We start from the raw sequence: 23,105 nt of genomic DNA on the forward strand, positions 1-23,105 counted from the left end.
CACAACGGATATGAAAAAGGAGAATGCCACGGCATTCTCCTTTTTTTATGCCCTACTCACCCCGGCAAATATAGGTCGGATAGCGCCGGTCCTGAATCAGCCACACGGAAGGCGAGAGTTCAGAGATGGTGAGATAGTAGCGTGCGGTCGGACTGGCAAAGCTCCCCCACTGGGCGTCGGGCGTATTGTCGTTGTGTCGACGCCAGGTTTCGGTGTAGCTCAACACAATGACGTTATCATCGTCCCGCTGCTGCCAGGTAAAATCCACGTCCCTGTCAACGATCAGATTTTGCCCGTCAGCCCTTGCCGCGCCTTTATAGGTGGTCACTCCGGTACCGTCCCGATGAAAATAGAACTGGGCAACGGTATTGACCTTCACTTCGCTGGCTTTTCCCTCATTGCGCGTAAAGTTAAATTCGGTGCTGCAGGCCAGCACATCCTTTTTAAACACACAGCCGGAATAGTAAAACAGCGCCAGGGCACTGCCGACCAATGCACCACCCAGCCCAAAAAGAAGTTTTATTTTCATTTTTGTGCCCCGCTTTTATAACGGATGGTTTTGCACAGGCTGGATTGACTGACCGGGCAGGCGCCAATGAACACCTCATCTGCGGCGGCAATAGAAAAACGGGCACTGAAATAATAAATGTCGTACTCCTCTCGTTCGCACGCCACGTTATTGGCCGCCAGCTGCGCCGCTAATTTCGATAACACCAGCGGTCTTCCGTGATCGTTGATAATCCAGAGACGACAATGCGCGATTTTCTCCTTAACCGGCATGAGTTTCGCCGGAACGAATATCCCCTGCTGCCGGCTAAAGTAGAAGCTCGCCCCCAATGCAGCAATAATCAATACGGCCGTCATCCCCCATCGTTTCAGGGAAGCGCGTTGTGGCTTTTCCACTTTCGCTGCAGACGGAGGCTGCGGTTCGGCGGGTTGAATACGCTCTCCGGGCTGAAAAATCACATCGGCCTCAAAACGAAACCCATAACGGGGTACGGTTACGATAAATTCGTACCCCTCTCCCAGTGCCTGGAAGCTTTTACGTAATTCGCTCACCGCTTTATTGAGATTATTTCCCGATGGCGTAAAGCCAAACTCCTCCCACACGCGGGTAATCAATTCCTCCCGACTCAGGTCGTGCCCTTTGTGCTTAATAAATTCCTGTAAAAGACGAACGGCGGGGGCCGAAAGCGTTAATACAGATTCCGGTTGCCCAACAAGACTTATTGCATGTGCTTCAGGATCAAATAACAACGAATTATTGCATATAAAAAACATCTTTTATTCTCGGCTGTTACCGCATGCTTTTTAATCCCTGGTACATCGACATGAAAACCCCCTCCTGACTTGCTTATTTTTTCATCAGAAGGAATTTTCTCTCCATCCCTGGTCGCGGTATTTTCGCTTAACTATACAACCTTAAAGCCAGAAAATCAGGATAAAAAACTGTATATAACGAGTTAATTAATACAAATTTTCACAAACCGCTGTTCTGGTTAAAGTTTCCCTGCCCTGAAGCGATACGAAAGCAGACGGTGTCCTGGTGTTAACGCGCCGCCTTTAAACTCAGAGCAGGCAGACTTGATCGTGAAACAGAAAAAAAGAGTGAGCGTCACAACCGCCTTTTATGTCGCCGCGCTGTCATTGCCATTTTTCCCGGAAATGGCACTGGCCAATATGAGCGTGTATCCCATGGAACTTAACGTGGATAAGTCCGGTGCGGCGCAAATTAAGGTGGCGTCAAAAACGGATGATATTCAGTTCATTCGGGTGAGGCAAAAGAAAATTCTTAATCCCGGCACGGCCCTGGAAAAAGAGATTGATGTGGCGTCGTGGAAAGAGGGTGGCGTTGTTGTCACGCCGGAAAAATTCGCCCTTGCGGCAGGCGCAATGCGCGTGGTTCGCCTGGTATCGCTTACGCCCCCTTCAAAAGAGACGACCTGGCGCGTCTATTTTGAAGGGGTCAAGCAGCCTGACAGCATTATTCCGGGCAAGGCAGAAAGCCCTGCTGCGACGGCAAGACTGGGCGTCAATGTAATCTGGGGCGCCCTGATCCATCTCGCACCGGAAAAAAGCGTGGTTTCGCTGTCGATTGACCCTCAGAGGGGAACGTTAAAAAACAACGGCACGTTGCGCGTGCCGCTGAGAGAGATCGGTATTTGTGATGCGGATTCGTCGTGCAGATGGATTAAAGAAGACGCGACGATTTATCCGGATACCGAACGGAAATTAAAAACGCTCGCGAAGGCACAAGGCCAGAAATATAAATTCCGCTACTTCAACTGGCTGAATAAAACCGCTGAAGAAGCTGATTTACCCGTCGTGCAATAACACGACGTTACCGTAAAGACCCCAAAGGGTTTGTTTAAAGAGCCAGGGTGCTCATTTGTAAATATGGAGATATCAATGCGTAAGTATTTTAAACCTCTGATGATTGTTGCCGCGATGACCACGTCCGTTAACGCGCTGGCGATTCAAAAAGATATTACCGTCAACGCCAGCGTTGATTCACAGCTGGATATGACCCAGGCCGATAACACGCCGCTGCCGGCAAGCATCGATATGCAGTACCTGCCTGGCCGTGGCCTGGAAAGCTACCGTCTGAATACCAAGGTGTGGTCTAACTCCGCGACCAGCAACGTAAAAGTCCGTCTGGTAAGCGCCGCGAAGCTGGCGAATGCCGACGGTGCTGAGACCATCCCAATGACGGTGATTCTGGGTGATAAAACCCTCTCTACCGCAGATGTGGAATATACCGGCGCCGAACTGTTCCCGGGCAGCATTGAAAACGGTTCAGCGGTACTGCCGCTGACCATTTCCCAGACCACCAAAGGCATTCTGAAAACCGGTCAGTACAGCGGCGTTGTCAGCCTGATGCTGACGCAGGCGACGACCACGGAAGGCGGTGCGTAACACCACAGCACCTAAGGAATAACGTGAGAGGGTGCTCACCCTCTCACGTCAGGATGATGTCGAGGCTCGTTCATGGCGTTTCACAGAAATACCCTCCTCTTTGTTGCTTTGTTACCCGCTTCCATCCAACTCGCCTGCGCAGGGATGGCCGTCCCGCCAGGTTTTGAAGACCTGGCGAAGACGCAGCGCCTGTGGACAGAGGTGAACCTCTACGGCGAGGCGCTTGGCCTTTTTGAAACGGATATCACGCTTGAAACGGTCAGCTTTGTCGCACCTGAAACCGTGGTAGCGGCCATCAAACGCCGGTTTAATGACGACCCATCCCTCGTTGCCACCGTGTCTGCCGCGCTGGCCGTTCCGCTTGCCCGTAACGGCAACCTGGCCTGCAGCAGCAACGGCTCCGCAACGGGCTGTGATTACATCAATACCGACCGCGCGGCCATTATTTATGACGAGAATAACGCCCGCATTAACCTGTTCCTGGACAAGAAATTTCTGCCTAAGCAGACGGCAGAGAATCAATGGTATCAGCCCACTCAGGGCACCGAAAATGCGCTGATCCATCAGCAGAACATTAACTTCGTGGCCGACAGGGATTATCAGTCGGCAACCGTGCAGGGCAACGGCGCGCTGGCGCTCACCCAGGACGGCTATGTGAATCTCGACTGGACCTGGCTGGGGCAGCGTTCACGGCACCAGCAGCAGCAGGAGGTCACCGTCAACAACGCCTGGTTCCGCCAGGATATCCTGCGTCAGTACTATGTCCAGTTAGGTGAGATGGATACCCGCGATCTGTTCAGTAACGCTGGCGGAAATATCAACCTCAGCCAGCTGCCGCTGGGCAAAATTCGCGGCCTGCGCACGGGTTCAACACGGGCATGGATGAACCCCGTTCAGCAGTCGAAGGGAACCCCTGTTACCGTGCTGCTTTCCCATGACGCGCGTATCGATGCCCGCCGGGGAAATCAGCTGCTGGCGAGCTTTTATCTGAATGCCGGGGCGCAAACCCTGGACACGCGTTCGTTCCCGGACGGGAGCTACACCGTGACGCTCTCCATCTATGAAAATAACCGGCTGACGCGCACCGAGCAGGTGCCGTTTACCCGAACCGGCATTACGCCATTTGACCGCGTCGAGTGGTTCCTGCAGGCGGGCGAAACCGACAACAGCGATCAAAACGAAGAACGCCGCGCGGTTGCGCAGGCGGGCGTTCGTCTGCCCGTGACCCCGACGCTGGCGCTGACCAGCGGCGCAACGTTCAAGAAAAACCAGCGTTTCCTGGAGAACGCGCTCGACTGGAGCCGGGGCTTCAACGCGGGCCCGATCGATGGCGTGCTGAGTACCCGGTTTAGCTACCTCTACGGCAGCGAAGGCCAGCGCGGCAATATTCAGCAAATCAGCTACAACGACGGTTTTTCTTTGAGCGTCTATCGCAACGCGTTATCCGCTGAAAACTGCAACACCCAAAGCGCGGGATTTGACGCCGTGAATGGGTGTTATCGCACCCTCTCGGTGATGTTCTCCGTCCCGGTCGGCACCTGGTATGCGAGCCTGGGCTATTCGGATAACCGCAACGAAGGCCGGTACGTTTCACGCCGGGAGCTGCCGGACAGTGACAATCGCCACGATGCGGGTCTGCCGTGGGAATCAGTCTATATGACCCGCTCGCGCACGCGGGCCTGGCAGGCTGGCCTGAGCAATGCCTTCAGCACCCATGGCCTGAACATTAACAGCAGCATTAACCTGTTCATGCGTAACGATGACGCCCGCGACGGCAGGGATAAAGGCGGCTACCTGAGCGTGAGCCTGTCCATGGCGCATAACCGTCAGGGCGATGCCTCAAGCTACACCTCTTTGGGCGCGACATGGCAGCATCAGCAGCGTGAAAAAAACCAGCTGAGCTACAGCGTGGCGCATAACTGGTATGCCGATGCCCGCGGTGAAAATGAGTATGGCCTCAGCGCGTCGGGCATTAACAGCGACTCGCTGAATACCTCAGCCTATATGCGCCAGGGCGGACGATATGGTAACGGAAGCCTGACGGTCAGCGACGCCTGGGATCGTCAGGATCGTCGCCATACGCTGAGCAGCAGCGGCAACTACAGCTCAACGCTCGCGCTGTCCCGTTCTGGCCTGTGGCTGGGCCGCTGGAGCGACGGTCGCCCTGCTTCCGCCGTCGCGGTGAACGTGGCGACGCCGGAAGATGCTCAGGATCCGCGCGTCGCCGTGTCGCTGGATAACAGCGGGAGCGCAGACATTCCGGGCAATAGCCGCGCCCTCTTCGCGGTACCGGGCTATCAGCAGACGACGTTGACGATTAACGAATCGCTGGACGTCTCCCGGGGAGCCAGCAGTGAAATCACGCAAGGGTCAGGCAGCAGAACGTTGTTTATGGTGCCAGGCAAACTGCTGCGCCGGGACGTGCAGACGACCGCAAGCTACACCTGGCTTGGCCAGTTAACCGACGAGCACCATTCGCCGTTTATCGGCGGCGTGCCGCTGAACGTGAACGGCTGGAGCGACCTTGGCAACGGCGGGTTTAGCGCGCAAAGCGACGCCCTGCTGCATAACCTCTACCTGGTGCGTCAGCAGCAATTTTATCAGTGCGCGCTGAACGTGAAGAGCATGCGCGACGTCGTGCGTTACGTCGGTTCGATTCCCTGTAAGGAATTAACCTTCTCCGCCCTGCCGGATGCTGTCCAGCAGCAGGCGCAGCTGATGCTGGCCGGACGGTCGGTCCCTGCTGGCCCGACAGCCATGAATACCGATAGCCTCACTAAAGGGAAATGATGTGATTAAGTGCCTCTTTATTTTACTGTTATTAAGCCTGTGGGTCGGCCAGACGCTGGCGGGCGCCCCCGCGGGACGAAACTCCAGCGTTGGGATCAGCTTCGATCGTATGGCACCGCCTGCGCGTTTTGACATCTGGTTTCATGAATCGGGTGGTTATGACCCCGCCGATCCGCAAAAGTGGGGACGTAACACCCTGACCTGTGAGTCCCGGACCGACACCACGAACGGCGCCTGCATGAACGCCCCGGTCTGGTTCTCGGCGAACCCAGCCGCGCCTTATGCCATCAACTTGCGTTTTACGCATGCTCTCACCAGCAAGACGGTGGATATCAAGGTGTATGGCGATCACTACATGTTTATCAACAATAAAGTGTTTACTTTCGCCAGCTTCGTGACAGGAGGAACGGTCGACGTCTCAGCCTGGAACAGAGAGCCCTACTTCGATTTCTATATCGTGAAAAGCGAACTGGATAAGCTCGCCCTGCCGGGGATCTGGACCGCCACGCTGAAGCAGAACCTGCGCCAGTGGGGAAGCGCCGACTGCGGCGGGAACTTCAATGACGTGAATGTCGGCTGTCCTGGCTATCTCACCATCGCCAAATGGCAGGCAAATATTCGCATTGAGGTGGTCGACCCAGGAAACCAGCAGATTTATCTGCCGGCCTTTCCGCACTCCACGCCCATCGTTAACCTCAACCTGACCAACTTCCCGGGGCGTCCCAGGGGCAGCGAGATCCAGGGGGAAAACACGCTGGATATGTGCCTGTACGACGGCAAGAACAGCACCAGCACCCGCGCTTATCTTCGGTTTGAGGATGACGGGCTTCCCTCAGCGGATCGTGCCGAAGGGGCGTTTTCTATCCGGCGGCGCGGTGGAAGCCAGACCGACGCGCGGGATCGACTCGATTATCGGGTCTCCGTCACTAATCCCATCACAGGCGCAACCGAAACGGTCGCGAACGGTAAAACCCTGGTCTGGCAGGGCACTAACGATCCGCAGTATCTGCGTCAGGTCGTGCTGCCGGGCGGACGCGAAAGCGTACTGTGCATTCCTGCGCCGATTATCCTGAAAACGCCTGCGTTTGCTGCCAGCAGCAAAAACGCAGGCGACTATACCGGCACGCTGCGCGTTATCTATACGCCCAGCACGTTATAACGAGGTCACCGTGAGTTACGCCATTCTCGACAATAATCGATTTTACGCCGAAGGGTTGCGCTATGCGCTGCTGCGTCGGGGCGTCCAGCCAGAGGTCATAAGCGATACCGTACAATGGCAGCCAACGCTGCTTACCCGTCGCGTGGTGGTCGTCCGCTGCCGTTTTTCCGTGGCGGCGACGCATCAGGCGCTGATCAACATTTTGCTCAGGCTGGAAGCCGCCCGCTGGAAAGGCAGCCTTTATCTGGTCTGCAACGAAAAGGGGTGGGCGCTGGCGACGCATTTACGCAAGCGTTTCGGTACGCTAACGCTTTATATCATCGACGACAGGATCGCCGTTGCCGATGCGGCGTATTTGCTGGCAAAAGAGCCGCGCCGCGTTCGAAGCCTGGACTGTTGTCTGACCGTTCCTGAATTCAACGTGCTCGATCTGATGCTGACCGGGTTGCCGGTCCGCCACATTGCCATCGTGACGCACATGTCGGAGAAACAGGTTTCAACCCATAAATGCAACGCGCTGAAGAAGCTCAATGCCAACAACCTGCTTCAGCTGCTCCTGTAGGTCACGGTTTATCCTGAGCCCGCTTTTTTGCTACACTGTCGCCGATTTTTCACCTACGACAGAAGATTATGTTCATTTTTGCAGGCCAGGAAATTGAGACCGATAGCGAAGGCTATCTGAAAGATACGACGCTCTGGAGCGAACCGCTGGCGGAGAAAATTGCGGAAAACGAAGGCATTACCCTCTCCCCCGAACACTGGGAAGTGGTGCGTTTTGTCCGCGAGTTCTACCTTGAATTCAACACCTCTCCGGCCATCCGCATGCTGGTCAAGGCGATGGCCAATAAGTTCGGTGAAGAGAAAGGCAACAGCCGCTATCTGTATCGTCTGTTCCCAAAAGGCCCGGCAAAACAGGCCACCAAAATTGCCGGCCTGCCTAAACCGGTGAAGTGCATTTAGTAGCGAATACCGAAGTTAACGTACTCCCGACCGGGTTGATGCGGTTCCGTTAGTACCTTATCAACCCGCGCGCTGCGCGGCCCGCCCGCTTTCAGCCACGCCACCAGCTTGTCGACCTGCTCCGCTTCGCCGCAGGCGACCACTTCAACGCTGCCGTCATCCATGTTGCGCGCGTATCCCGTTAGCCCAAGCTGAACAGCCTCGCGCTGCGTGCTGTAGCGGAACCCGACGCCCTGAACGACGCCGTGAACCCAGGCAATAGTGCAGACTTTTGACATTCTTCTTCTCCTTAACGTAGCGTTTTCGGCAAACAGCCGTAGTGTTGCCGAAAACGGGCGGTGAAACGAGAGCTGGACAGATACCCACATTGTAATGCGATTTCGCCGATCGGTAATCGGGTTGACTGTAACTGTGACAGCGCAACGCCCATCCTCACCTCCTCCACAATCTGGCGAAAACTCTGTGACTCCTCGCGTAACCGCCTGCGCAGCGTCGGCACGCTTAATGCGAGACGGCTGGCGACATCCTGCGCGGTCCAGGCTCTGGCGGGCGACAGCATGATGAACTGTCGCACCTGCTCGGTCAGGTTATTGTTTCGCTCAATAAGCAGCGGACCTGCCACGCCGTCATGCAGCAATGCCAGCAACAGACCGAAGGCCTGATGTTTTTGCAACGCCTCCGGTAACTCCTGACGCACGGCGTGCAGCAGGTTATCCCACATAAACGCCAGCCCCTCGCTCAGCGGAGCACAGAGCGAATGTAACGTCATGCGCGGCCAGGATTTCAGGTAATGCGCTTTAAACTCGGCAACAATTTCCGGCGATAACATCAGCAAGTCCGAGTGAAACAGACCGTTTGCAGGCTGATTAATGATCTCCATCGCCGTATTGGCAGGAATAATGATGAGCTCATCCCGGGTTGCCACCAGGCGGTTATTGTCCTGCACAATCACCTTACTGCCGTGAGTGATATGGCAAATCGCCGGGAAAAAGAGCTTAACCTGGTGCAGGCGATGCATTTTGCTGGCACTCACTTCACCCGCCGTGAGATGTTTATGTCGAAAAAGGAACTCCTGCACCCCGCCATCCTTATCTGCTGTAGGTTGCTGTTAACTGAGCCTTTGCCAGAACGTGACTATTGAGCATAAAACCGACCAGCGCGCCGCTGGCATTTTTGTCGACGGGCAGTTTATCCACGTCCAGCGCCCAGACGATAATCTGATAGCGGTGAGGCTTGTCCCTGGCAGGGGGGCATGCGCCGCCGAATCCAGAATAACCGAAATCATTACGCCCCTGCACAGCGCCAGCAGGTAATTTTTCGCCATTTGGGTTACCGGCACCAGCGGGCAGCGTCATTGTCTTCGCGGGAATGTTGGCTACGGTCCAGTGCCACCAGCCGCTGCCGGTAGGCGCATCCGGGTCATAGACCGTAATGGCAAAACTTTTCGTACCCGCGGGCGGATTTGTCCACGCAAGCTGCGGGGACTGGTTACCACCGTGGCAGCCGAATCCCTCAAACACCTGCTGTGGCGCTAACCGCCGGTCGCCGGAAATATCCCGGCTGGTCACGCTGAAAGACGTTGCGGCGAAAATCTGAAAACTCATTGCCGTCAGAGCGGCTATTGTGATGACACTGCGCTTTTTCATGGGTATTTCCTTTGCTGAACCGGAAACCCTAAGATAAAGCACGCAACAATGCCCCAATGTGCCTAAGCGATTTGATTTTGTGCCGAAACGCTCAACGGCATCCGCAGATGATTGCGCCTTGCTGAATGTGGTAATCTACGCGCCATTTCCCTGAAATCGACAGAACAGCAAATTATGAGTGTACGTTTAGTGTTAGCCAAAGGGCGCGAGAAATCATTACTGCGCCGTCATCCCTGGGTCTTTTCCGGCGCGGTTGCCCGTATGGAAGGCAAAGCCAGCCTCGGTGAAACCATTGATATCGTTGACCATCAGGGGAAATGGTTAGCGCGAGGCGCCTACTCGCCAGCGTCCCAGATCCGTGCCCGCGTCTGGACCTTCGATAAAGACGAAACCATCGACATCGACTTCTTCGTGCGTCGTCTGCAGCAGGCGCAGCAGTGGCGTGAGTGGCTGGCAAAACGCGACGGGCTGGACAGCTACCGCCTGATTGCCGGTGAATCTGACGGTCTGCCGGGCGTGACCATCGATCGCTTCGGTAACTTCCTGGTGCTACAGCTTCTGAGCGCCGGGGCGGAATACCAGCGCGCTGCGCTGATTAGCGCCCTGCAAACGCTGTTCCCGCAGTGCGCCATTTACGACCGCAGCGATGTGGCGGTGCGCAAAAAAGAGGGCATGGAGCTGACGCAGGGTCCGGTCACGGGTGAACTGCCGCCTGCCCTGCTGCCGATTGAAGAGCACGGCATGAAGCTGCTGGTAGATATTCAGGGCGGGCATAAAACGGGTTACTACCTTGACCAGCGCGACAGCCGTCTGGCTACGCGTCAGTACGTTGCCGACAAACGCGTGCTTAACTGCTTCTCCTACACCGGTGGTTTCGCCGTTTCGGCGCTGATGGGCGGCTGTGCCCAGGTGGTCAGCGTGGACACCTCGCAGGAAGCGCTGGACGTGGCAAAACAGAACGTCGAGCTGAACAAGCTGGATCTGAGCAAAGCCGAATTTATACGTGACGACGTCTTCAAGCTGCTGCGTAAATATCGCGATCAGGGCGAGAAGTTCGACGTCATCGTGATGGATCCGCCAAAGTTTGTGGAGAACAAAAGCCAGCTGATGGGCGCCTGCCGTGGGTATAAAGATATCAACATGCTGGCCATCCAGCTGCTGAACCCGGGCGGGGTTCTGCTCACCTTCTCCTGCTCCGGCCTGATGACCACAGATTTATTTCAGAAAATCATCGCCGATGCCGCAATAGATGCTGGCCGTGATGTACAATTTATAGAGCAGTTCCGTCAGGCAGCCGATCACCCCGTGATTGCTACCTACCCGGAAGGACTGTATCTGAAAGGGTTTGCCTGTCGCGTCATGTAACTTGAAAAGAGAAATATTGCCCGCACATAACGTGTAAGTCGTATTTCCCGGGAGGTGACTATGATTGCCAGCAAATTCGGTATCGGCCAGCAGGTCCGCCACACTTTGCTCGGGTATTTGGGTGTGGTCGTGGATATCGACCCGGAGTATTCCCTTGATGAACCGTCAGCAGACGAACTGGCGGTGAACGCAGAGCTTCGCGCCGCGCCCTGGTACCATGTGGTGATGGAGGGGGATGATGGACAACCCGTTCACACCTATCTTGCTGAAGCGCAGCTAAGCAGCGAGCTGCAGGAAGAGCATCCGGAGCAACCCACTATGGATGAACTTGCTCAGACTATCCGCAAACAGTTACAGGCTCCGCGCCTGCGGAACTAAGCGTGTAAAAAAAGCCCGATGAACGGGCTTTTTTTTATTATTTCGCCAGCCCCAGACGGGGGATATCGATCGCCGGACAGCGATCCATGACGACCTTTAACCCCGCATCCCGCGCCAGCACCGCAGCCTGCTCATTAATCACGCCCAGCTGCATCCACAGCGTTTTCGCCCCGACGGCAATAGCGTCCTGCGCCACTTCCCACGCCGCCTCGGAGTTTCGGAAGACATCTACCATATCAATTTTTTCCGGCACGTCAGCGAGCGTGGCATAACCCTGCTGGCCCAGTAAGGTTTTCCCCGCCACTTTTGGCGAGACCGGGATGACGTGGTAGCCCTGATCGAGAAGGTATTTCATCACCCGATAGCTTGGACGATCGGGTTTATCGCTCGCGCCCACCAGCGCAATGGTACGCGTGGATGTCAGAATCTCGGCAATATCGTTCTCTTTCATGGTTTTTCTCCTGGCTTTTTTAAAAGTGTACGCCAAACCGCACATCTCAACCATCCATCCCATACCGACGCATGAGGGCAAAACGGCGAAATATGTCTATATGTTAGTAAACATGATTCTCGAAAAATTTAGATACATTAATGCGGCGACAGGATTTCTGACGGGAGCCTTCTATGAAAACCGGTATTGCCACTGCTCTGATTGCGTTAGTGATGCCGGTCTGCGTTTTTGCTACCACGCTCCGGCTCTCTACCGATATTGATCTCCTGGTACTGGACGGAAAAAAGGTCTCCAGTTCCTTATTGCGCGGTGCGGACAGCATCGAATTGGATAACGGGCCGCATCAGCTGGTATTCCGGGTGGAAAAATCGATCGGTCTGGCGAATCACGAGCAAAGGATGTATATCTCCCCGCCGCTGATTGTCAGCTTTAATACCCGGCAAATCAGTCAGGTCAATATTACCCTGCCTCGTCTTGAAACCGAGAAGGAATCGGCGGCCTTCGACGCTTCACCCCGCATTGAACTGCTGGACGGGGATGCGATGCCGATTCCGGTGAAGCTGGATATTCTGGCACTGACAACCTCACCGAAAGGTCCGGACTACGAGGCCGCGACGCAGACCTATAACAAAGCGGGTAAACGCGCGTCGCTTCCCCAGTTTGCCACCATGATGGCTGACGACAGTACGCTGCTTTCCGGCGTCTCAGAACTGGACGTCATTCCTCCCCAGTCCCAGACCCTGACGGAACAACGCCTTAAATTCTGGTTCCAGCAGGCCGATGCCGACACGCGGGCCCGGTTTTTACAGTGGGCAAAACAACAACCTTCATCATAAGCCACATTTTTTACGCCTTTCTCTTGCAGCGTCAAACGGTTCCCGTCATCGTGTAGGCAGTTAACCTGATGGATATGATTATGGAACTGACAACACGCACGCTCCCGGAACGCAAACACATTGCTCTGGTGGCGCACGATCACTGTAAACAAATGCTGCTTAACTGGGTTCGCCGCCATCAGTCTTTGCTGGAAAAGCACGCCCTTTCGGCAACCGGCACCACCGGTAACCTGATCCAGCGCGAAACGGGTCTGGAGGTGAACGCCATGCTGAGCGGCCCGATGGGTGGCGATCAGCAGGTCGGCGCGCAGATCTCCGAAGGGAAGATTGATGTGCTGATCTTCTTCTGGGATCCGCTGAACGCGGTTCCGCACGACCCGGATGTCAAAGCCCTGCTGCGTCTGGCGACGGTGTGGAATATTCCGGTGGCGACAAACCTCTCGACGGCGGATTTCATTATCGAATCGCCGCAGTTTAACTCACCGGTAGATATCCTTATTCCGGACTATCAGCGTTATCTTTCAGAGAGATTGAAGTAGCTTTTTTTGCCGGGTGGCGGCTACGCCTTACCCGGCCTACCCATCCTTGCCCGTCTTCGTTAAGGCTTCCGCGCCACCGGCACATCAATACTCTTCAAAATATCGACAAACACGGATGGCTCCTCTTTATTGAACAGCAGCCACACGCGATGGCGCGCGCGGGTCATGGCCACATACAGCAAACGCCGCTCTTCGGCATCCGGGAAGTCTTCCGGCACCGGCAGCAAGGCCTGCTCCATGACCGACTCGCGGGCCGGAGCCGGGAAACCGTCGCTGCCCTCTTTCAGCCCCATGACAATCACATAGTCGGCCTGCTGCCCTTTGCTGGCGTGAATCGTCATAAATTCAAGCTGCAGCTTCGGCCAGCGGGTGGCCGCTTTTTCCAGCGCCTCGGGTTTGAGGTGATGGTAACGCGCCAGCACCAGGATACGCTCATCGGGCTTCGCGTAACCGCTGAGCTTGTCCAGCAGCGGTTCCAGCTGATCGTCCGCCAGCAGGGTCACGGCTTTTTTATCCCCTGGCCGCAGGCTATTGAGCGGTTTTGCCAGCTGATGCGGGTTCTGCTGGATAAAGCGGTTGGCGATTTCACCAATCCGTGAATTGAAGCGGTAGGTCGTGTCCAGATCGCTGCGATCGCCTTCGCCAAAATAGTGGTGGAATGCGGTCGTCAGCGAAAGCTGTGCCCCGCTGAAGCGATAGATGGCCTGCCAGTCATCCCCCACCGCAAACAGCGAGGTATGCTTATTTTGCGCCCGCAGCGCTGAGAGCAACGCTGCGCGCTGCGGAGAGATGTCCTGGAACTCATCCACCAGAATATGCTTCCACGGGCTGACAAAACGCCCCTTCTCAAGAATGATGATGGCCTGATGGATCAGGCCGGAAAAATCGACGGCATTTTCCGCTTTCAGCGCGGTTTTCCAGGCCTTCAGCAGCGGTGCCATCAGCTTGACCCGCTTCGAAAACAGATCGCGGATCGCCTCCGGCGCGCTTTCAATCATCTCTGCCTGCGTTCCACCGTGCATTCGCATCAGACTAACCCAGCGGTCAAGCCGTGAACCCAGCCGACGCGCCAGCTTGTCATCCTGCCAGAAGCTGCCTTCCGGCACGTCCCAGTTGAGCTCCTCCTCGAGCCACTGACGCCATCCTTTCGCCTGCGCCTTTTTCTCACTGCACTGCTGGCGCCACGTTTTGATAAACAGCGCCTGACGCGCCTGCGCGTCGTTTTCCAGCTTACTGATAGCAGGCACTTTTTTACTGCCCTGCTGAATAATATGCAGGGCAAGGGCATGGAAGGTTCTGGCCGTGATATCCCGGGTATGCAGACGTTCCTGGATCCGTTCGTCCATCTCCTGGGCCGCCTTGCGACCAAAGGCCAGAAGCAGAATTTGATCGGCGACCGCTTCCCCGGTGGTCAGCAGCCAGCCGGCACGGGCCACCAGCACCGACGTTTTACCGCTACCGGCCCCCGCCAGCACCAGCAGCGACTGCTCGCCGTTAACCACCGCGCGCGCCTGGGCCGGGTTGAGCGGAGAAGACTCCACCGTACTGAAAAAGTCGGCGTATTGGGTGAGCATGGCGTCCGTCCAGGCCTGATTATGGGCGAGCCGACTTTTATCCTTATCATTCAACCAGGCCTGGCACTGGCGCCAGGCGTCGCGACAGTTGTCAAACTCCTCGAGACGCGTCACGGAGATCGGCAGCGCCGAGAGTGCCTGCCGGATTTTTTGCTGTAGGCCGGCGGTCTGCTGACGGGTGAGCCACGAATGCTGCGCGTTGCTTTGCGCGATATCGTCCAGCACCTTCTGAAGCACCCCGGCGGCAATCACGCTCATATCCTGACTCCACCGCTGCCAGAGCGCGTTCAGGTGATGATGAAAACGCTGGGTTTCTGCCCACTCGGTGCCGTGAAGACGCACGACTTTATCGTCAGGCAGTACGAACTCCAGTTCGCCCCACACCAGCCCGCGTTTGCAGTGGATAGCCAGAAGCTGATTAAACGGAATAAGGTATTCGTGGCGTTCTCCGGAGACTTTCACCCCGGCATTAAGGAGAACCACCCGGTCGTATGGGTGTTGCGCCAGACGTTTGCCTAACGACGTTGCTTTCAGTTCCATGTTCCGCCAAATCCACGAAGAGATAATTTACCTGACAGTGTAACTGCCAGTTTTAAGGTGCTCCAGCCTAAAAAAACGTTACAATCATTGGGCGTTAATTTTATCGAAAGGAAGTGAGGGTTTATGCGTACCGTTCTGAATGTGTTGAATTTTGTGCTGGGCGGTTTTGCCACCACCCTTTCCTGGCTTTTTGCCACGCTGGTGAGCATCGTCCTGATTTTTACGCTCCCCCTGACCCGCTCCTGCTGGGAAATCACAAAACTCTCCTTCGTCCCCTACGGGAATGAAGCCATCCACGTTGACGAGCTGAATCCGGAGAACAAAAACGCCCTGATGAATACGGGCGGAACCCTGCTGAACATTCTGTGGCTGATTTTCTTCGGTTGGTGGCTCTGCATCATGCATATTTTTGCGGGGATTGCGCAGTGCATCACGATTATTGGTATTCCGGTGGGGATCGCGAACTTTAAGATCGCCGCGATCGCCCTTTGGCCCGTCGGGCGCAGGGTTGTTCCGGTCGAAGTGGCCCAGGCGGCGCGTGAAGCCAATGCGCGTCGTCGTTTTCAGTAACTAAGGACTGGCCGCGTTTATGCTAAGCCCACTGCTTCGCCGTTATACCTGGAACAGCACCTGGCTTTATAACGTCAGGATATTTATCGCGCTTTGCGGCACGGTTGCCCTGCCCTGGTGGCTGAATGATGTCAAGCTCACCATCCCACTCACGCTGGGGGTGGTGGCCGGGGCGCTGGCGGACCTGGACGATCGTCTGGCCGGGCGTTTACGTAACCTGGTCATCACGCTCGTCTGCTTTTTTATTGCCTCAGCGTCCGTTGAGTTACTTTTCCCCTGGCCCTGGCTGTTTGCCCTGGGTCTGACGCTCTCAACCAGCGGGTTTATTTTGCTGGGCGGCCTTGGGCAGCGCTATGCCACTATCGCGTTTGGCGCCCTGCTGATCGCCATCTACACCATGCTGGGCGCATCCCTCTACGACCAGTGGTACCAGCAGCCGGTTCTGCTGTTGTTCGGTGCCATCTGGTATAACCTGCTGACCTTAACCGGTCATCTGCTCTTCCCGGTTCGCCCTCTGCAGGACAACCTTGCCCGCAGCTTTGAGCAGCTAGCCCACTATCTGGAACTGAAATCCCGGCTGTTCGACCCGGATATCGAGGAAGAAAGCCAGGCGCCGCTCTACGATCTGGCGCTGGCTAATGGCCAGCTGGTTGCCACCCTCAACCAGACAAAAGCCTCTCTGCTGACCCGTCTGCGTGGCGATCGCGGTCAGCGCGGAACGCGAAGAACCTTACACTACTATTTTGCCGCTCAGGACATTCATGAACGTGCCAGCTCCTCGCACGTTCAATATGCCGCCCTGCGCGAGAAGTTCCGCTATAGCGACGTGATGTTCCGCTTCCAGCGCCTGCTGTCCATGCAGTCCCAGGCGTGCCAGCAGCTCTCGCGCTCCATTCTGCTGCGCACGCCTTATCAGCATGACCCACGTTTTGAACGCGTCTTCAGCCATCTTGACGCGGCGCTCGACCGCGTTCAGGCCAGCGGAACGTCACCGGAACACATTAAAGCGCTGGGCTTTCTGCTGAACAACCTGCGGGCGATTGACGCACAGCTGGCGACCATTGAGTCCGAGCAGGCGATGGCGCTTCCGGGCAGTGAAGTGGACAATCAGCTTGCTGATGACAGCGTGCACAGTTTTAGCGATATGTGGCTTCGCCTGAGCCGCAACTTTACCCCGGAGTCGGCTCTCTTCCGCCACGCGGTGAGAATGTCGCTGGTGCTCTGCGTGGGGTATGCCTTTATCCAGATAACCGGGCTGCATCATGGCTACTGGATCCTGCTGACCAGCCTGTTCGTCTGTCAGCCGAACTATAACGCCACCCGGCACCGTCTTGCGCTGCGCATTATCGGCACGCTGGTCGGCGTCGCAATCGGCCTACCAGTGCTCTATTTCGTGCCTTCCGTCGAAGGGCAGCTGATTCTGATCGTGATCACCGGCGTGCTGTTTTTCGCGTTTCGCAACGTGCAGTACGCCCATGCCACCATGTTCATCACGCTGCTGGTGCTGCTCTGCTTTAATCTGTTGGGTGAAGGGTTTGAAGTCGCCCTGCCCCGCGTGATTGATACGCTGATTGGCTGCGCGATCGCCTGGGCCGCGGTCAGCTTTATCTGGCCGGACTGGCGTTTTCGCAATTTGCCGCGCGTGGTAGACAGGGCGATGAATGCCAACTGTCGTTACCTTGACGCTATTCTGGAGCAGTATCACCAGGGCCGTGATAACCGTCTGGCTTACCGGATAGCACGTCGCGACGCGCATAACAGTGATGCTGAACTGGCCTCCGTTGTGTCTAACATGTCAACGGAGCCGCGCGCCACGGCAGAGATTCGTGAGACCGCGTTTCGCCTGCTTTGCCTTAACCATACGTTCACCAGCTATATTTCGACGCTGGGGGCCCACCGTGAGAAGCTCACCAACCCGGGAATTCTCAACCTCCTTGATGACGCCGTCTGCTATGTCGATGATGCACTGCATCACCGCCCAGCCGATGAACCGCGTGTGCAACAGGCTCTGGATGAACTGGCTCAACGCATTGCGCATCTAGACCCGGGAAACGACAGCAAAGCGCCGCTGGTTCTTCAGCAGATAGGCCTGCTTATCGCTCTGCTGCCTGAAATTTGTCGGCTGCAACAGCACATCGCTACCTGGAGGAACGACTCTCCTGTGGCTCAGGCAGCGCATTAAACCACTCCGTCAGCTCCCGGCGGATGCCTGCCGGGAGTGCCGCCTCATGCAGCCCTTCGATAGCCCCTTCCAGCGCAAAGAGAACTTTAATACTGAGCGCTTTATTCTTTGCCCGCATCTTCAGCCAGCTCGCTCTGGCGCCCAGCGCCCGCAGCGTTTCTTCATTGGTGATACCGGCTTCAAAGAGCAAGACTTCAAGCTGAAAGGTCAGGTTCGGCAGATCCTTAAGACGGTTTCGTTGATGACGCTGGTAGCGCTCTTTCCTTGCCGCACTGAGCGCAAACGAGGAGAGCTGAAGCAACCGCTCCCTGTCCTGCCATAATCCGTCATCCACACGATAATAGTTGAGCAGCACCGGGCGGCCTCGCTTCATCAACGTCAAAAAGGAGGAGGCGTTTTTTACACAGTATTTTGCACTCTCCTCACACGCACGAAGATAAAGTTCGCCATCGGACACCATGGCAAAGACCGCATCATCCACCGCCAGGGTGTAGCCGCCAAACAGCGCGCGATGATGAATCTCGCCCAACGGGGACAGGTATTCCTGGGATTTATAAATCCGTTCATAAGATATCTTTTTCATGATATTTCCCTTCAGAATCATAGGCTAACAACAAAATTTCTTACTAGCGGATCCGTTAGCAGGAAAATAGGCAACTTATCGTCGTTGAGCAAGATGATTTTTCGAGGGGCATCAAGATTGAATGAATTTTGCGAGTCGCTTTCCGAAAATGAGGTTGATCTTTGGGCATACAGGGGTTACTGTATATCCATACAGTAACTACAGGGCTGGAATGAATATGCACACTTCAGGCTATGCAAATCGCGCAATCTCTCTCTCTTCTGCCGCAGGCAATGTCGCGCAGAATTCCGTCGAGCGTGTTTCCACAGGGCTTATCAGTGAAGTGGTTTATCGTGAAGACCAGCCCTTGTTAACGCAACTTCTGTTACTGCCGTTATTACAACAGCTTGGTCAGCAATCGCGCTGGCAGCTTTGGCTCACGCCTCAACAAAAGCTGAGCCGTGAGTGGGTTCAGTCCGCTGGCCTGCCGCTGACTAAGGTCATGCAGATTAATCAGCTCTCGCCTTGCGATACCGTTGAGTCGATGATCCGCGCGTTACGCACAGGGAATTACAGCGTGGTGATTGGCTGGTTACCGGAAGAGTTGACGGAAGAGGAACATTTTCGCCTGACTGAAGCTGCTGAAGAAGGGAATGCGATCGGGTTCATTATGCGTCCGGTTCGATCGGATTCTTACCGCAGAGGACAACGTTCTGGGTTAAAAATTCACTCAAATTTGTATCATTGAGTGAAATTAAGATTTTTCCTGGAATTTTTTTTGACCGCAAGATGAGGTTTTAGTTCCCGACCTCAAAATTGCGGCAAGGCTTGTCTGGTGCGGTTCTCCTTCATTTTATTGCACAAAATTCGTTCGAAAAATGTTAAATAATCGGTATACGGAACTTTTTTTTTCATATGCCTGACGGACTTCACACTTGTAAGTTTTCAGCTACGTTGTAGACTTTACATCGCCAGGGGTGCTCGGCCTAAGCCGAAGATATCGGTAGATTTATATTTGACCACGCCCCCCGGTGAAGGATTTAACCGTGATTCTCTCTTGAGACTTTCATGGCGAATTTTGGATGATAACGAGGCGCAAAAAATGAAAAAGACAGCTATCGCGATTGCAGTGGCACTGGCTGGCTTCGCTACCGTAGCGCAGGCCGCTCCGAAAGATAATACCTGGTATGCAGGTGGTAAACTGGGCTGGTCTCAGTTCCACGACACTGGCTGGTACAACAGCAGCCTGAACAATGATGGCCCAACTCACGAGAGCCAGCTTGGTGCAGGTGCGTTCGGTGGCTATCAGGTTAACCCGTATGTTGGTTTTGAAATGGGTTACGACTGGTTAGGTCGTATGCCATACAAAGGCGACACCGTAAACGGCGCTTTCAAAGCACAGGGCGTTCAGCTGACCGCTAAACTGGGTTACCCAGTAACTGACGATCTGGACGTGTACACCCGTCTGGGCGGCATGGTATGGCGCGCTGACTCCAGCAACAGCATCGCTGGCGACGACCATGACACCGGTGTTTCCCCAGTATTCGCTGGTGGCGTTGAGTGGGCTATGACCCGTGACATCGCTACCCGTCTGGAATACCAGTGGGTTAACAACATCGGCGACGGCAACACCGTTGGTGTTCGTCCAGACAACGGCATGCTGAGCGTAGGTGTTTCCTACCGTTTCGGCCAGCAGGAAGAAGCAGCACCAGTTGTTGCTCCAGCGCCGGCTCCAGCTCCAGAAGTACAGACCAAGCACTTCACTCTGAAGTCTGACGTTCTGTTCAACTTCAACAAAGCGACTCTGAAACCAGAAGGCCAGCAGGCACTGGATCAGCTGTACACCCAGCTGAGCAACCTGGATCCTAAAGACGGTTCTGTAGTGGTTCTGGGCTTCACCGACCGTATCGGTTCTGACGCTTACAACCAGAAACTGTCTGAGAAACGTGCTCAGTCTGTTGTTGATTACCTGATCTCTAAAGGTATCCCAGCTAACAAGATCTCCCCACGTGGTATGGGCGAATCTAACCCAGTTACTGGCAACACCTGTGACAACGTGAAAGCTCGCGCTGCACTGATCGACTGCCTGGCTCCTGATCGTCGCGTAGAGATCGAAGTTAAAGGCATCAAAGACGTTGTAACTCAGCCAGCGGCATAAGTTATCGTCTTATAAAAAAACCCCGCAATGCGGGGTTTTTTATTGTCTGAAGAAAAGTAAAAAAATCTACTTTTTACCCAACAGCGCCTGAAGGTCGTTCTTCAGTGTCGACATCTGGTTGGCGTATTTCTCTTTATGTTCTGCATCCTCAATCAGCTGCACGATGGTTTCCGACAGCGTTTTGCCCCGTCGTTGTGCCAGCCCGGCCAGCCGCTGCCAGACAACAAATTCCAGGTCGATTGATTTTTTGCGCGTGTGCTGATGCTCAGCATTAAAATGCCGTTTGCGTCGCGCACGGATAGTTTGCTTCATCCGGTTTAACAAGGCAGGATTGATGTGTTTCTCAATCCAGCCGTTAACCTGTACCGGTTCATTTTCGAGGGTCAGCAAAATATCCACGGCTTCTTGTGCAGCGCTGGCTTCGATGTAGCAGGTGATCAGCTCCCCTTCACGGTGCTTTTTGACCAGGTACTTCCATTTCCAGCCGCTTTCGAGATTTTCCAGTTGTTGATATTTCATTGCGATCTCAGTGTTACCACGTAACTCTGTTCAGAATATCAGTTTTTTAGCAATCTGCTGAAAAGAAATCATATCCTGTGAGTGAATGCAGCCAATCACCCTGTCGAAATCCCCAATCCTGCTTGGGTACAGCCCCCCGGTTACGGTATACTCCACGCTTTTACATCTGACTAAAAAACATCAACTTTGACCATTACGAAACTTGCATGGCGTGACCTTGTTCCGGATACCGAAAGTTATCAGGAACTGTTTGCACAGCCAGATCTCGCAAAAGAACACGAATTCATCCTTAGCGATACGCAGCCCCGTTTGCATTACGCGCTGGAGCAGGCATTAAGCCCATGGGCAACTGCGCCTTTCATGCTGCTCAAAGCCCCGGAAGAAGCGGAATACCTGACGTTGTTCGGGGATGCCGTGCGTCAGTTAAAGCCGGAAGCGAATGCCGTTTTTGGCGGCCAGTATCGTATTACGGGACATGATGTCACTTTCGAACCGGCGGCACAGGCCGACGGCCGTTTTGCCGCCAAGGGCGAGGTGATTACCGCGAACTGGGTCGAGGCAGAACAACTCTTTGGTTGTCTGCGCCAGTTTAACGGCGAGCTTTCGCTGCAGCCGGGGCTGGTACATCGCGCAAATGGCGGTGTTCTGATTATCTCACTGCGTACCCTGCTCTCGCAGCCGCTGCTGTGGATGCGTCTGAAAACCATCGTGCACCAGCAGCGTTTCGACTGGGTCGGCTACGATGAGTCCCGTCCTCTGCCCGTCTCTGTTCCGTCTATGCCGCTGTCGTTAACCGTCGTGCTGACGGGCGACCGTGAATCGCTGGCGGACTTCCAGGAAATGGAGCCGGAACTGGCTGAGCAGGCGGTATATAGCGAATACGAAGACAATATCCAGATTGCTGATGCCGACGATATGGCGCAGTGGTGTCAGTGGGTGATGGCCGTTGCCGAACGTTTTGCGCTGCCAACGCCTGCGGCTGACGCGTGGCCAGGCCTGATCCGCGAAGCGGTGCGCTATACCGGTGACCAGGAAACGCTGCCACTCTGCCCGCTCTGGATCGGCAAGCAGCTGCGTGAAGTGGGTGTGATTAGCGGTATCGGTGCGTTCACCGGAGAACAACTCACCCAGATGCTGGCTCAGCGAGAGTGGCGAGAATGCTATCTTGCTGACCGTATGCAGGATGAAATTCTGCTGGAACAAATTCTGGTGGAAACCGAAGGCGAACGCGTCGGTCAGATTAACGCCCTGTCGGTGATTGAATTCCCTGGCCATCCGCGCGCGTTCGGGGAGCCATCCCGTATCAGCTGCGTTGTGCATATTGGCGATGGTGAATTTACCGATATCGAACGCAAAGCCGAGCTGGGCGGAAACATTCACGCCAAAGGCATGATGATCATGCAGGCGTTTTTGATGTCTGAACTGCAGCTTGAGCAACAGATCCCCTTCTCCGCCTCGCTGACGTTTGAGCAGTCCTACAGCGAAGTGGATGGCGATAGCGCCTCTATGGCTGAACTGTGCGCCTTAATTAGCGCCCTGGCGGAAGTGCCTATCAATCAGAATATTGCGATCACCGGTTCGGTGGATCAATTTGGTCGTGCGCAGCCTGTGGGTGGCCTCAACGAGAAAATTGAAGGCTTCTTCTCTATCTGTCAGCAGCGCGGTTTAAACGGCAAGCAGGGTGTGATTATTCCGGCTCCCAACGCACGCCATTTAAGCCTCAGTCAGGAGATCCTGGATGCGGTTGAACAAGAGCAATTCGCTATCTGGGCCATCGAAGGGATTGAGGATGCACTACCCTTACTGACAAACCTGGTATGGGATGGCGAAGGGCAAACCACCCTGATGCAGACTATCCAGGAGCGCATTGCTCAGGCGACACAGCAGGATGCTCGTCATCGTTATCCATGGCCGTTACGCTGGCTGGGCTGGTTTAGTTCGAACTGATCGGACTTGTTCA

At 55.1% G+C, this 23,105-nt stretch carries 24 protein-coding genes; 15 read left to right on the top strand and 9 right to left on the bottom strand.

The window, feature by feature from the left end; translation table 11 throughout:
• Window positions 1-52: 52 nt before the first annotated feature.
• The gene (locus BMW97_RS06275) at window positions 53-529 is read right to left on the bottom strand and encodes a hypothetical protein (RefSeq protein WP_045908354.1); all 477 of its coding nucleotides are present in this window, start codon (window positions 527-529) and stop codon (window positions 53-55) included.
• The gene (locus tag BMW97_RS06280) at window positions 526-1,281 is read right to left on the bottom strand and encodes a winged helix-turn-helix domain-containing protein (protein ID WP_045908355.1); all 756 of its coding nucleotides are present in this window, start codon (window positions 1,279-1,281) and stop codon (window positions 526-528) included. The genes BMW97_RS06275 and BMW97_RS06280 overlap by 4 nt, the downstream gene beginning before the upstream one ends.
• Window positions 1,282-1,590: 309 nt before the next feature.
• On the opposite strand from BMW97_RS06280, the gene BMW97_RS06285 reads away from it, so the two are divergent.
• From BMW97_RS06285 to tusE, 6 genes are all read left to right on the top strand, one after another.
• Window positions 1,591-2,334 carry a fimbrial protein gene (locus BMW97_RS06285; protein WP_045908455.1) on the top strand — a complete coding sequence of 248 codons (744 nt, stop codon included), beginning with the start codon at window positions 1,591-1,593 and terminating at the stop codon, window positions 2,332-2,334.
• Window positions 2,335-2,409: 75 nt separating this feature from the next.
• On the top strand, window positions 2,410-2,916 hold the full coding sequence (locus BMW97_RS06290) for a CS1 type fimbrial major subunit (RefSeq protein ID WP_045908356.1): 507 nt from the start codon (window positions 2,410-2,412) through the stop codon (window positions 2,914-2,916).
• A 72-nt stretch (window positions 2,917-2,988) separates the two neighbouring features.
• Complete coding sequence (locus tag BMW97_RS06295; protein WP_045908357.1) at window positions 2,989-5,706, top strand: TcfC E-set like domain-containing protein; 2,718 nt, start codon at window positions 2,989-2,991, stop codon at window positions 5,704-5,706.
• A gap of 1 nt (window position 5,707) precedes the next feature.
• Window positions 5,708-6,865, top strand: a complete 1,158-nt coding sequence (locus BMW97_RS06300; protein ID WP_052714361.1) for a CfaE/CblD family pilus tip adhesin — start codon at window positions 5,708-5,710, stop codon at window positions 6,863-6,865.
• A gap of 10 nt (window positions 6,866-6,875) precedes the next feature.
• A complete protein-coding gene (locus BMW97_RS06305; RefSeq protein ID WP_023617861.1) occupies window positions 6,876-7,427 on the top strand; it encodes a LuxR C-terminal-related transcriptional regulator in 552 nt (183 codons plus the stop codon).
• Window positions 7,428-7,495: 68 nt separating this feature from the next.
• The gene (gene tusE, locus BMW97_RS06310) at window positions 7,496-7,825 is read left to right on the top strand and encodes a sulfurtransferase TusE (RefSeq protein WP_008499913.1); all 330 of its coding nucleotides are present in this window, start codon (window positions 7,496-7,498) and stop codon (window positions 7,823-7,825) included.
• On the opposite strand, the gene yccX is transcribed toward tusE, so the two are convergent.
• Genes yccX through BMW97_RS06325 form a run of 3 tightly spaced genes read right to left on the bottom strand, consistent with a single transcriptional unit; the run spans window position 7,822 to window position 9,471 of the window.
• A complete protein-coding gene (gene yccX / locus BMW97_RS06315; protein ID WP_023617863.1) occupies window positions 7,822-8,103 on the bottom strand; it encodes an acylphosphatase in 282 nt (93 codons plus the stop codon). The two genes, tusE and yccX, sit on opposite strands and share 4 nt — an antisense overlap.
• An 11-nt stretch (window positions 8,104-8,114) precedes the next feature.
• On the bottom strand, window positions 8,115-8,903 hold the full coding sequence (locus BMW97_RS06320; protein ID WP_045908358.1) for an AraC family transcriptional regulator: 789 nt from the start codon (window positions 8,901-8,903) through the stop codon (window positions 8,115-8,117).
• 10 nt (window positions 8,904-8,913) lie between these two features.
• Entirely contained in the window at window positions 8,914-9,471 is a 558-nt protein-coding gene (locus BMW97_RS06325) for a kinase inhibitor (protein ID WP_045908359.1), read from the bottom strand.
• Window positions 9,472-9,645: 174 nt separating this feature from the next.
• Here BMW97_RS06325 and rlmI point away from each other — a divergent pair, with 174 nt between their 5' ends.
• Both rlmI and hspQ read left to right on the top strand, forming a co-directional pair.
• Entirely contained in the window at window positions 9,646-10,836 is a 1,191-nt protein-coding gene (gene rlmI / locus BMW97_RS06330) for a 23S rRNA (cytosine(1962)-C(5))-methyltransferase RlmI (protein ID WP_045908360.1), read from the top strand.
• A gap of 60 nt (window positions 10,837-10,896) precedes the next feature.
• Entirely contained in the window at window positions 10,897-11,214 is a 318-nt protein-coding gene (hspQ, locus tag BMW97_RS06335; RefSeq protein ID WP_008499919.1) for a heat shock protein HspQ, read from the top strand.
• 37 nt (window positions 11,215-11,251) lie between these two features.
• On the opposite strand, the gene BMW97_RS06340 is transcribed toward hspQ, so the two are convergent.
• Entirely contained in the window at window positions 11,252-11,665 is a 414-nt protein-coding gene (locus tag BMW97_RS06340) for a CoA-binding protein (protein ID WP_028012609.1), read from the bottom strand.
• A gap of 173 nt (window positions 11,666-11,838) precedes the next feature.
• Here BMW97_RS06340 and BMW97_RS06350 point away from each other — a divergent pair, with 173 nt between their 5' ends.
• Together BMW97_RS06350 and mgsA are read left to right on the top strand one after the other, a co-directional pair.
• Window positions 11,839-12,501, top strand: a complete 663-nt coding sequence (locus tag BMW97_RS06350) for a curli synthesis inhibitor (protein ID WP_045908361.1) — start codon at window positions 11,839-11,841, stop codon at window positions 12,499-12,501.
• An 80-nt stretch (window positions 12,502-12,581) separates the two neighbouring features.
• Window positions 12,582-13,040: a methylglyoxal synthase gene (gene mgsA / locus BMW97_RS06355; protein WP_008499922.1), complete on the top strand. Its 459-nt coding sequence runs from the start codon at window positions 12,582-12,584 to the stop codon at window positions 13,038-13,040.
• 59 nt (window positions 13,041-13,099) lie between these two features.
• Here mgsA and helD read toward each other — a convergent pair whose 3' ends face one another.
• Window positions 13,100-15,154, bottom strand: coding sequence for a DNA helicase IV (helD, locus tag BMW97_RS06360; RefSeq protein ID WP_045908362.1), 2,055 nt, complete (start codon window positions 15,152-15,154; stop codon window positions 13,100-13,102).
• A gap of 123 nt (window positions 15,155-15,277) precedes the next feature.
• Here helD and BMW97_RS06365 point away from each other — a divergent pair, with 123 nt between their 5' ends.
• Together BMW97_RS06365 and yccS are read left to right on the top strand one after the other, a co-directional pair.
• On the top strand, window positions 15,278-15,724 hold the full coding sequence (locus tag BMW97_RS06365) for a YccF domain-containing protein (protein WP_023343701.1): 447 nt from the start codon (window positions 15,278-15,280) through the stop codon (window positions 15,722-15,724).
• Between the two features lie 19 nt (window positions 15,725-15,743).
• On the top strand, window positions 15,744-17,906 hold the full coding sequence (gene yccS, locus BMW97_RS06370) for a YccS family putative transporter (RefSeq protein WP_045908363.1): 2,163 nt from the start codon (window positions 15,744-15,746) through the stop codon (window positions 17,904-17,906).
• Here yccS and BMW97_RS06375 read toward each other — a convergent pair.
• Window positions 17,863-18,489 (bottom strand): TfoX/Sxy family DNA transformation protein, encoded by a 627-nt coding sequence (locus BMW97_RS06375; protein ID WP_023618860.1) that lies wholly within the window; start codon window positions 18,487-18,489, stop codon window positions 17,863-17,865. The two genes, yccS and BMW97_RS06375, sit on opposite strands and share 44 nt — an antisense overlap.
• Window positions 18,490-18,706: 217 nt before the next feature.
• Between BMW97_RS06375 and sulA the strand changes: the two genes are divergently transcribed.
• Both sulA and ompA read left to right on the top strand, forming a co-directional pair.
• Window positions 18,707-19,216 carry an SOS-induced cell division inhibitor SulA gene (gene sulA, locus BMW97_RS06380; protein ID WP_045908364.1) on the top strand — a complete coding sequence of 170 codons (510 nt, stop codon included), beginning with the start codon at window positions 18,707-18,709 and terminating at the stop codon, window positions 19,214-19,216.
• A 354-nt stretch (window positions 19,217-19,570) separates the two neighbouring features.
• Complete coding sequence (gene ompA, locus BMW97_RS06385) at window positions 19,571-20,626, top strand: porin OmpA (RefSeq protein WP_008499928.1); 1,056 nt, start codon at window positions 19,571-19,573, stop codon at window positions 20,624-20,626.
• 66 nt (window positions 20,627-20,692) lie between these two features.
• Here the strand turns inward: ompA and matP are convergent, their stop codons facing one another.
• Window positions 20,693-21,145, bottom strand: a complete 453-nt coding sequence (gene matP / locus BMW97_RS06390) for a macrodomain Ter protein MatP (RefSeq protein ID WP_008499929.1) — start codon at window positions 21,143-21,145, stop codon at window positions 20,693-20,695.
• 186 nt (window positions 21,146-21,331) lie between these two features.
• Here matP and BMW97_RS06395 point away from each other — a divergent pair, with 186 nt between their 5' ends.
• A complete protein-coding gene (locus BMW97_RS06395) occupies window positions 21,332-23,092 on the top strand; it encodes an AAA family ATPase (protein ID WP_045908365.1) in 1,761 nt (586 codons plus the stop codon).
• Window positions 23,093-23,105: the final 13 nt, after the last annotated feature.

The sequence above is a fragment of the Enterobacter sp. NFIX58 genome (assembly GCF_900110475.1).
Classification (GTDB): Bacteria; Pseudomonadota; Gammaproteobacteria; order Enterobacterales; family Enterobacteriaceae; genus Enterobacter; species Enterobacter quasiroggenkampii.

Excerpts from the sequence above, each read along its gene's own strand:
- BMW97_RS06275 (WP_045908354.1), bottom strand. The coding sequence starts at position 529 with ATGAAAATAAAACTTCTTTTTGGGCTGGGTGGTGCATTGGTCGGCAGT.
- BMW97_RS06280 (WP_045908355.1), bottom strand. The coding sequence starts at position 1,281 with ATGTTTTTTATATGCAATAATTCGTTGTTATTTGATCCTGAAGCACAT.
- BMW97_RS06290 (WP_045908356.1), top strand. The coding sequence starts at position 2,410 with ATGCGTAAGTATTTTAAACCTCTGATGATTGTTGCCGCGATGACCACG.
- BMW97_RS06295 (WP_045908357.1), top strand. The coding sequence starts at position 2,989 with ATGGCGTTTCACAGAAATACCCTCCTCTTTGTTGCTTTGTTACCCGCT.
- tusE (WP_008499913.1), top strand. The coding sequence starts at position 7,496 with ATGTTCATTTTTGCAGGCCAGGAAATTGAGACCGATAGCGAAGGCTAT.
- yccX (WP_023617863.1), bottom strand. The coding sequence starts at position 8,103 with ATGTCAAAAGTCTGCACTATTGCCTGGGTTCACGGCGTCGTTCAGGGC.
- BMW97_RS06325 (WP_045908359.1), bottom strand. The coding sequence starts at position 9,471 with ATGAAAAAGCGCAGTGTCATCACAATAGCCGCTCTGACGGCAATGAGT.
- rlmI (WP_045908360.1), top strand. The coding sequence starts at position 9,646 with ATGAGTGTACGTTTAGTGTTAGCCAAAGGGCGCGAGAAATCATTACTG.
- hspQ (WP_008499919.1), top strand. The coding sequence starts at position 10,897 with ATGATTGCCAGCAAATTCGGTATCGGCCAGCAGGTCCGCCACACTTTG.
- BMW97_RS06340 (WP_028012609.1), bottom strand. The coding sequence starts at position 11,665 with ATGAAAGAGAACGATATTGCCGAGATTCTGACATCCACGCGTACCATT.
- BMW97_RS06350 (WP_045908361.1), top strand. The coding sequence starts at position 11,839 with ATGAAAACCGGTATTGCCACTGCTCTGATTGCGTTAGTGATGCCGGTC.
- mgsA (WP_008499922.1), top strand. The coding sequence starts at position 12,582 with ATGGAACTGACAACACGCACGCTCCCGGAACGCAAACACATTGCTCTG.
- helD (WP_045908362.1), bottom strand. The coding sequence starts at position 15,154 with ATGGAACTGAAAGCAACGTCGTTAGGCAAACGTCTGGCGCAACACCCA.
- BMW97_RS06365 (WP_023343701.1), top strand. The coding sequence starts at position 15,278 with ATGCGTACCGTTCTGAATGTGTTGAATTTTGTGCTGGGCGGTTTTGCC.
- yccS (WP_045908363.1), top strand. The coding sequence starts at position 15,744 with ATGCTAAGCCCACTGCTTCGCCGTTATACCTGGAACAGCACCTGGCTT.
- BMW97_RS06375 (WP_023618860.1), bottom strand. The coding sequence starts at position 18,489 with ATGAAAAAGATATCTTATGAACGGATTTATAAATCCCAGGAATACCTG.
- sulA (WP_045908364.1), top strand. The coding sequence starts at position 18,707 with ATGCACACTTCAGGCTATGCAAATCGCGCAATCTCTCTCTCTTCTGCC.
- ompA (WP_008499928.1), top strand. The coding sequence starts at position 19,571 with ATGAAAAAGACAGCTATCGCGATTGCAGTGGCACTGGCTGGCTTCGCT.
- matP (WP_008499929.1), bottom strand. The coding sequence starts at position 21,145 with ATGAAATATCAACAACTGGAAAATCTCGAAAGCGGCTGGAAATGGAAG.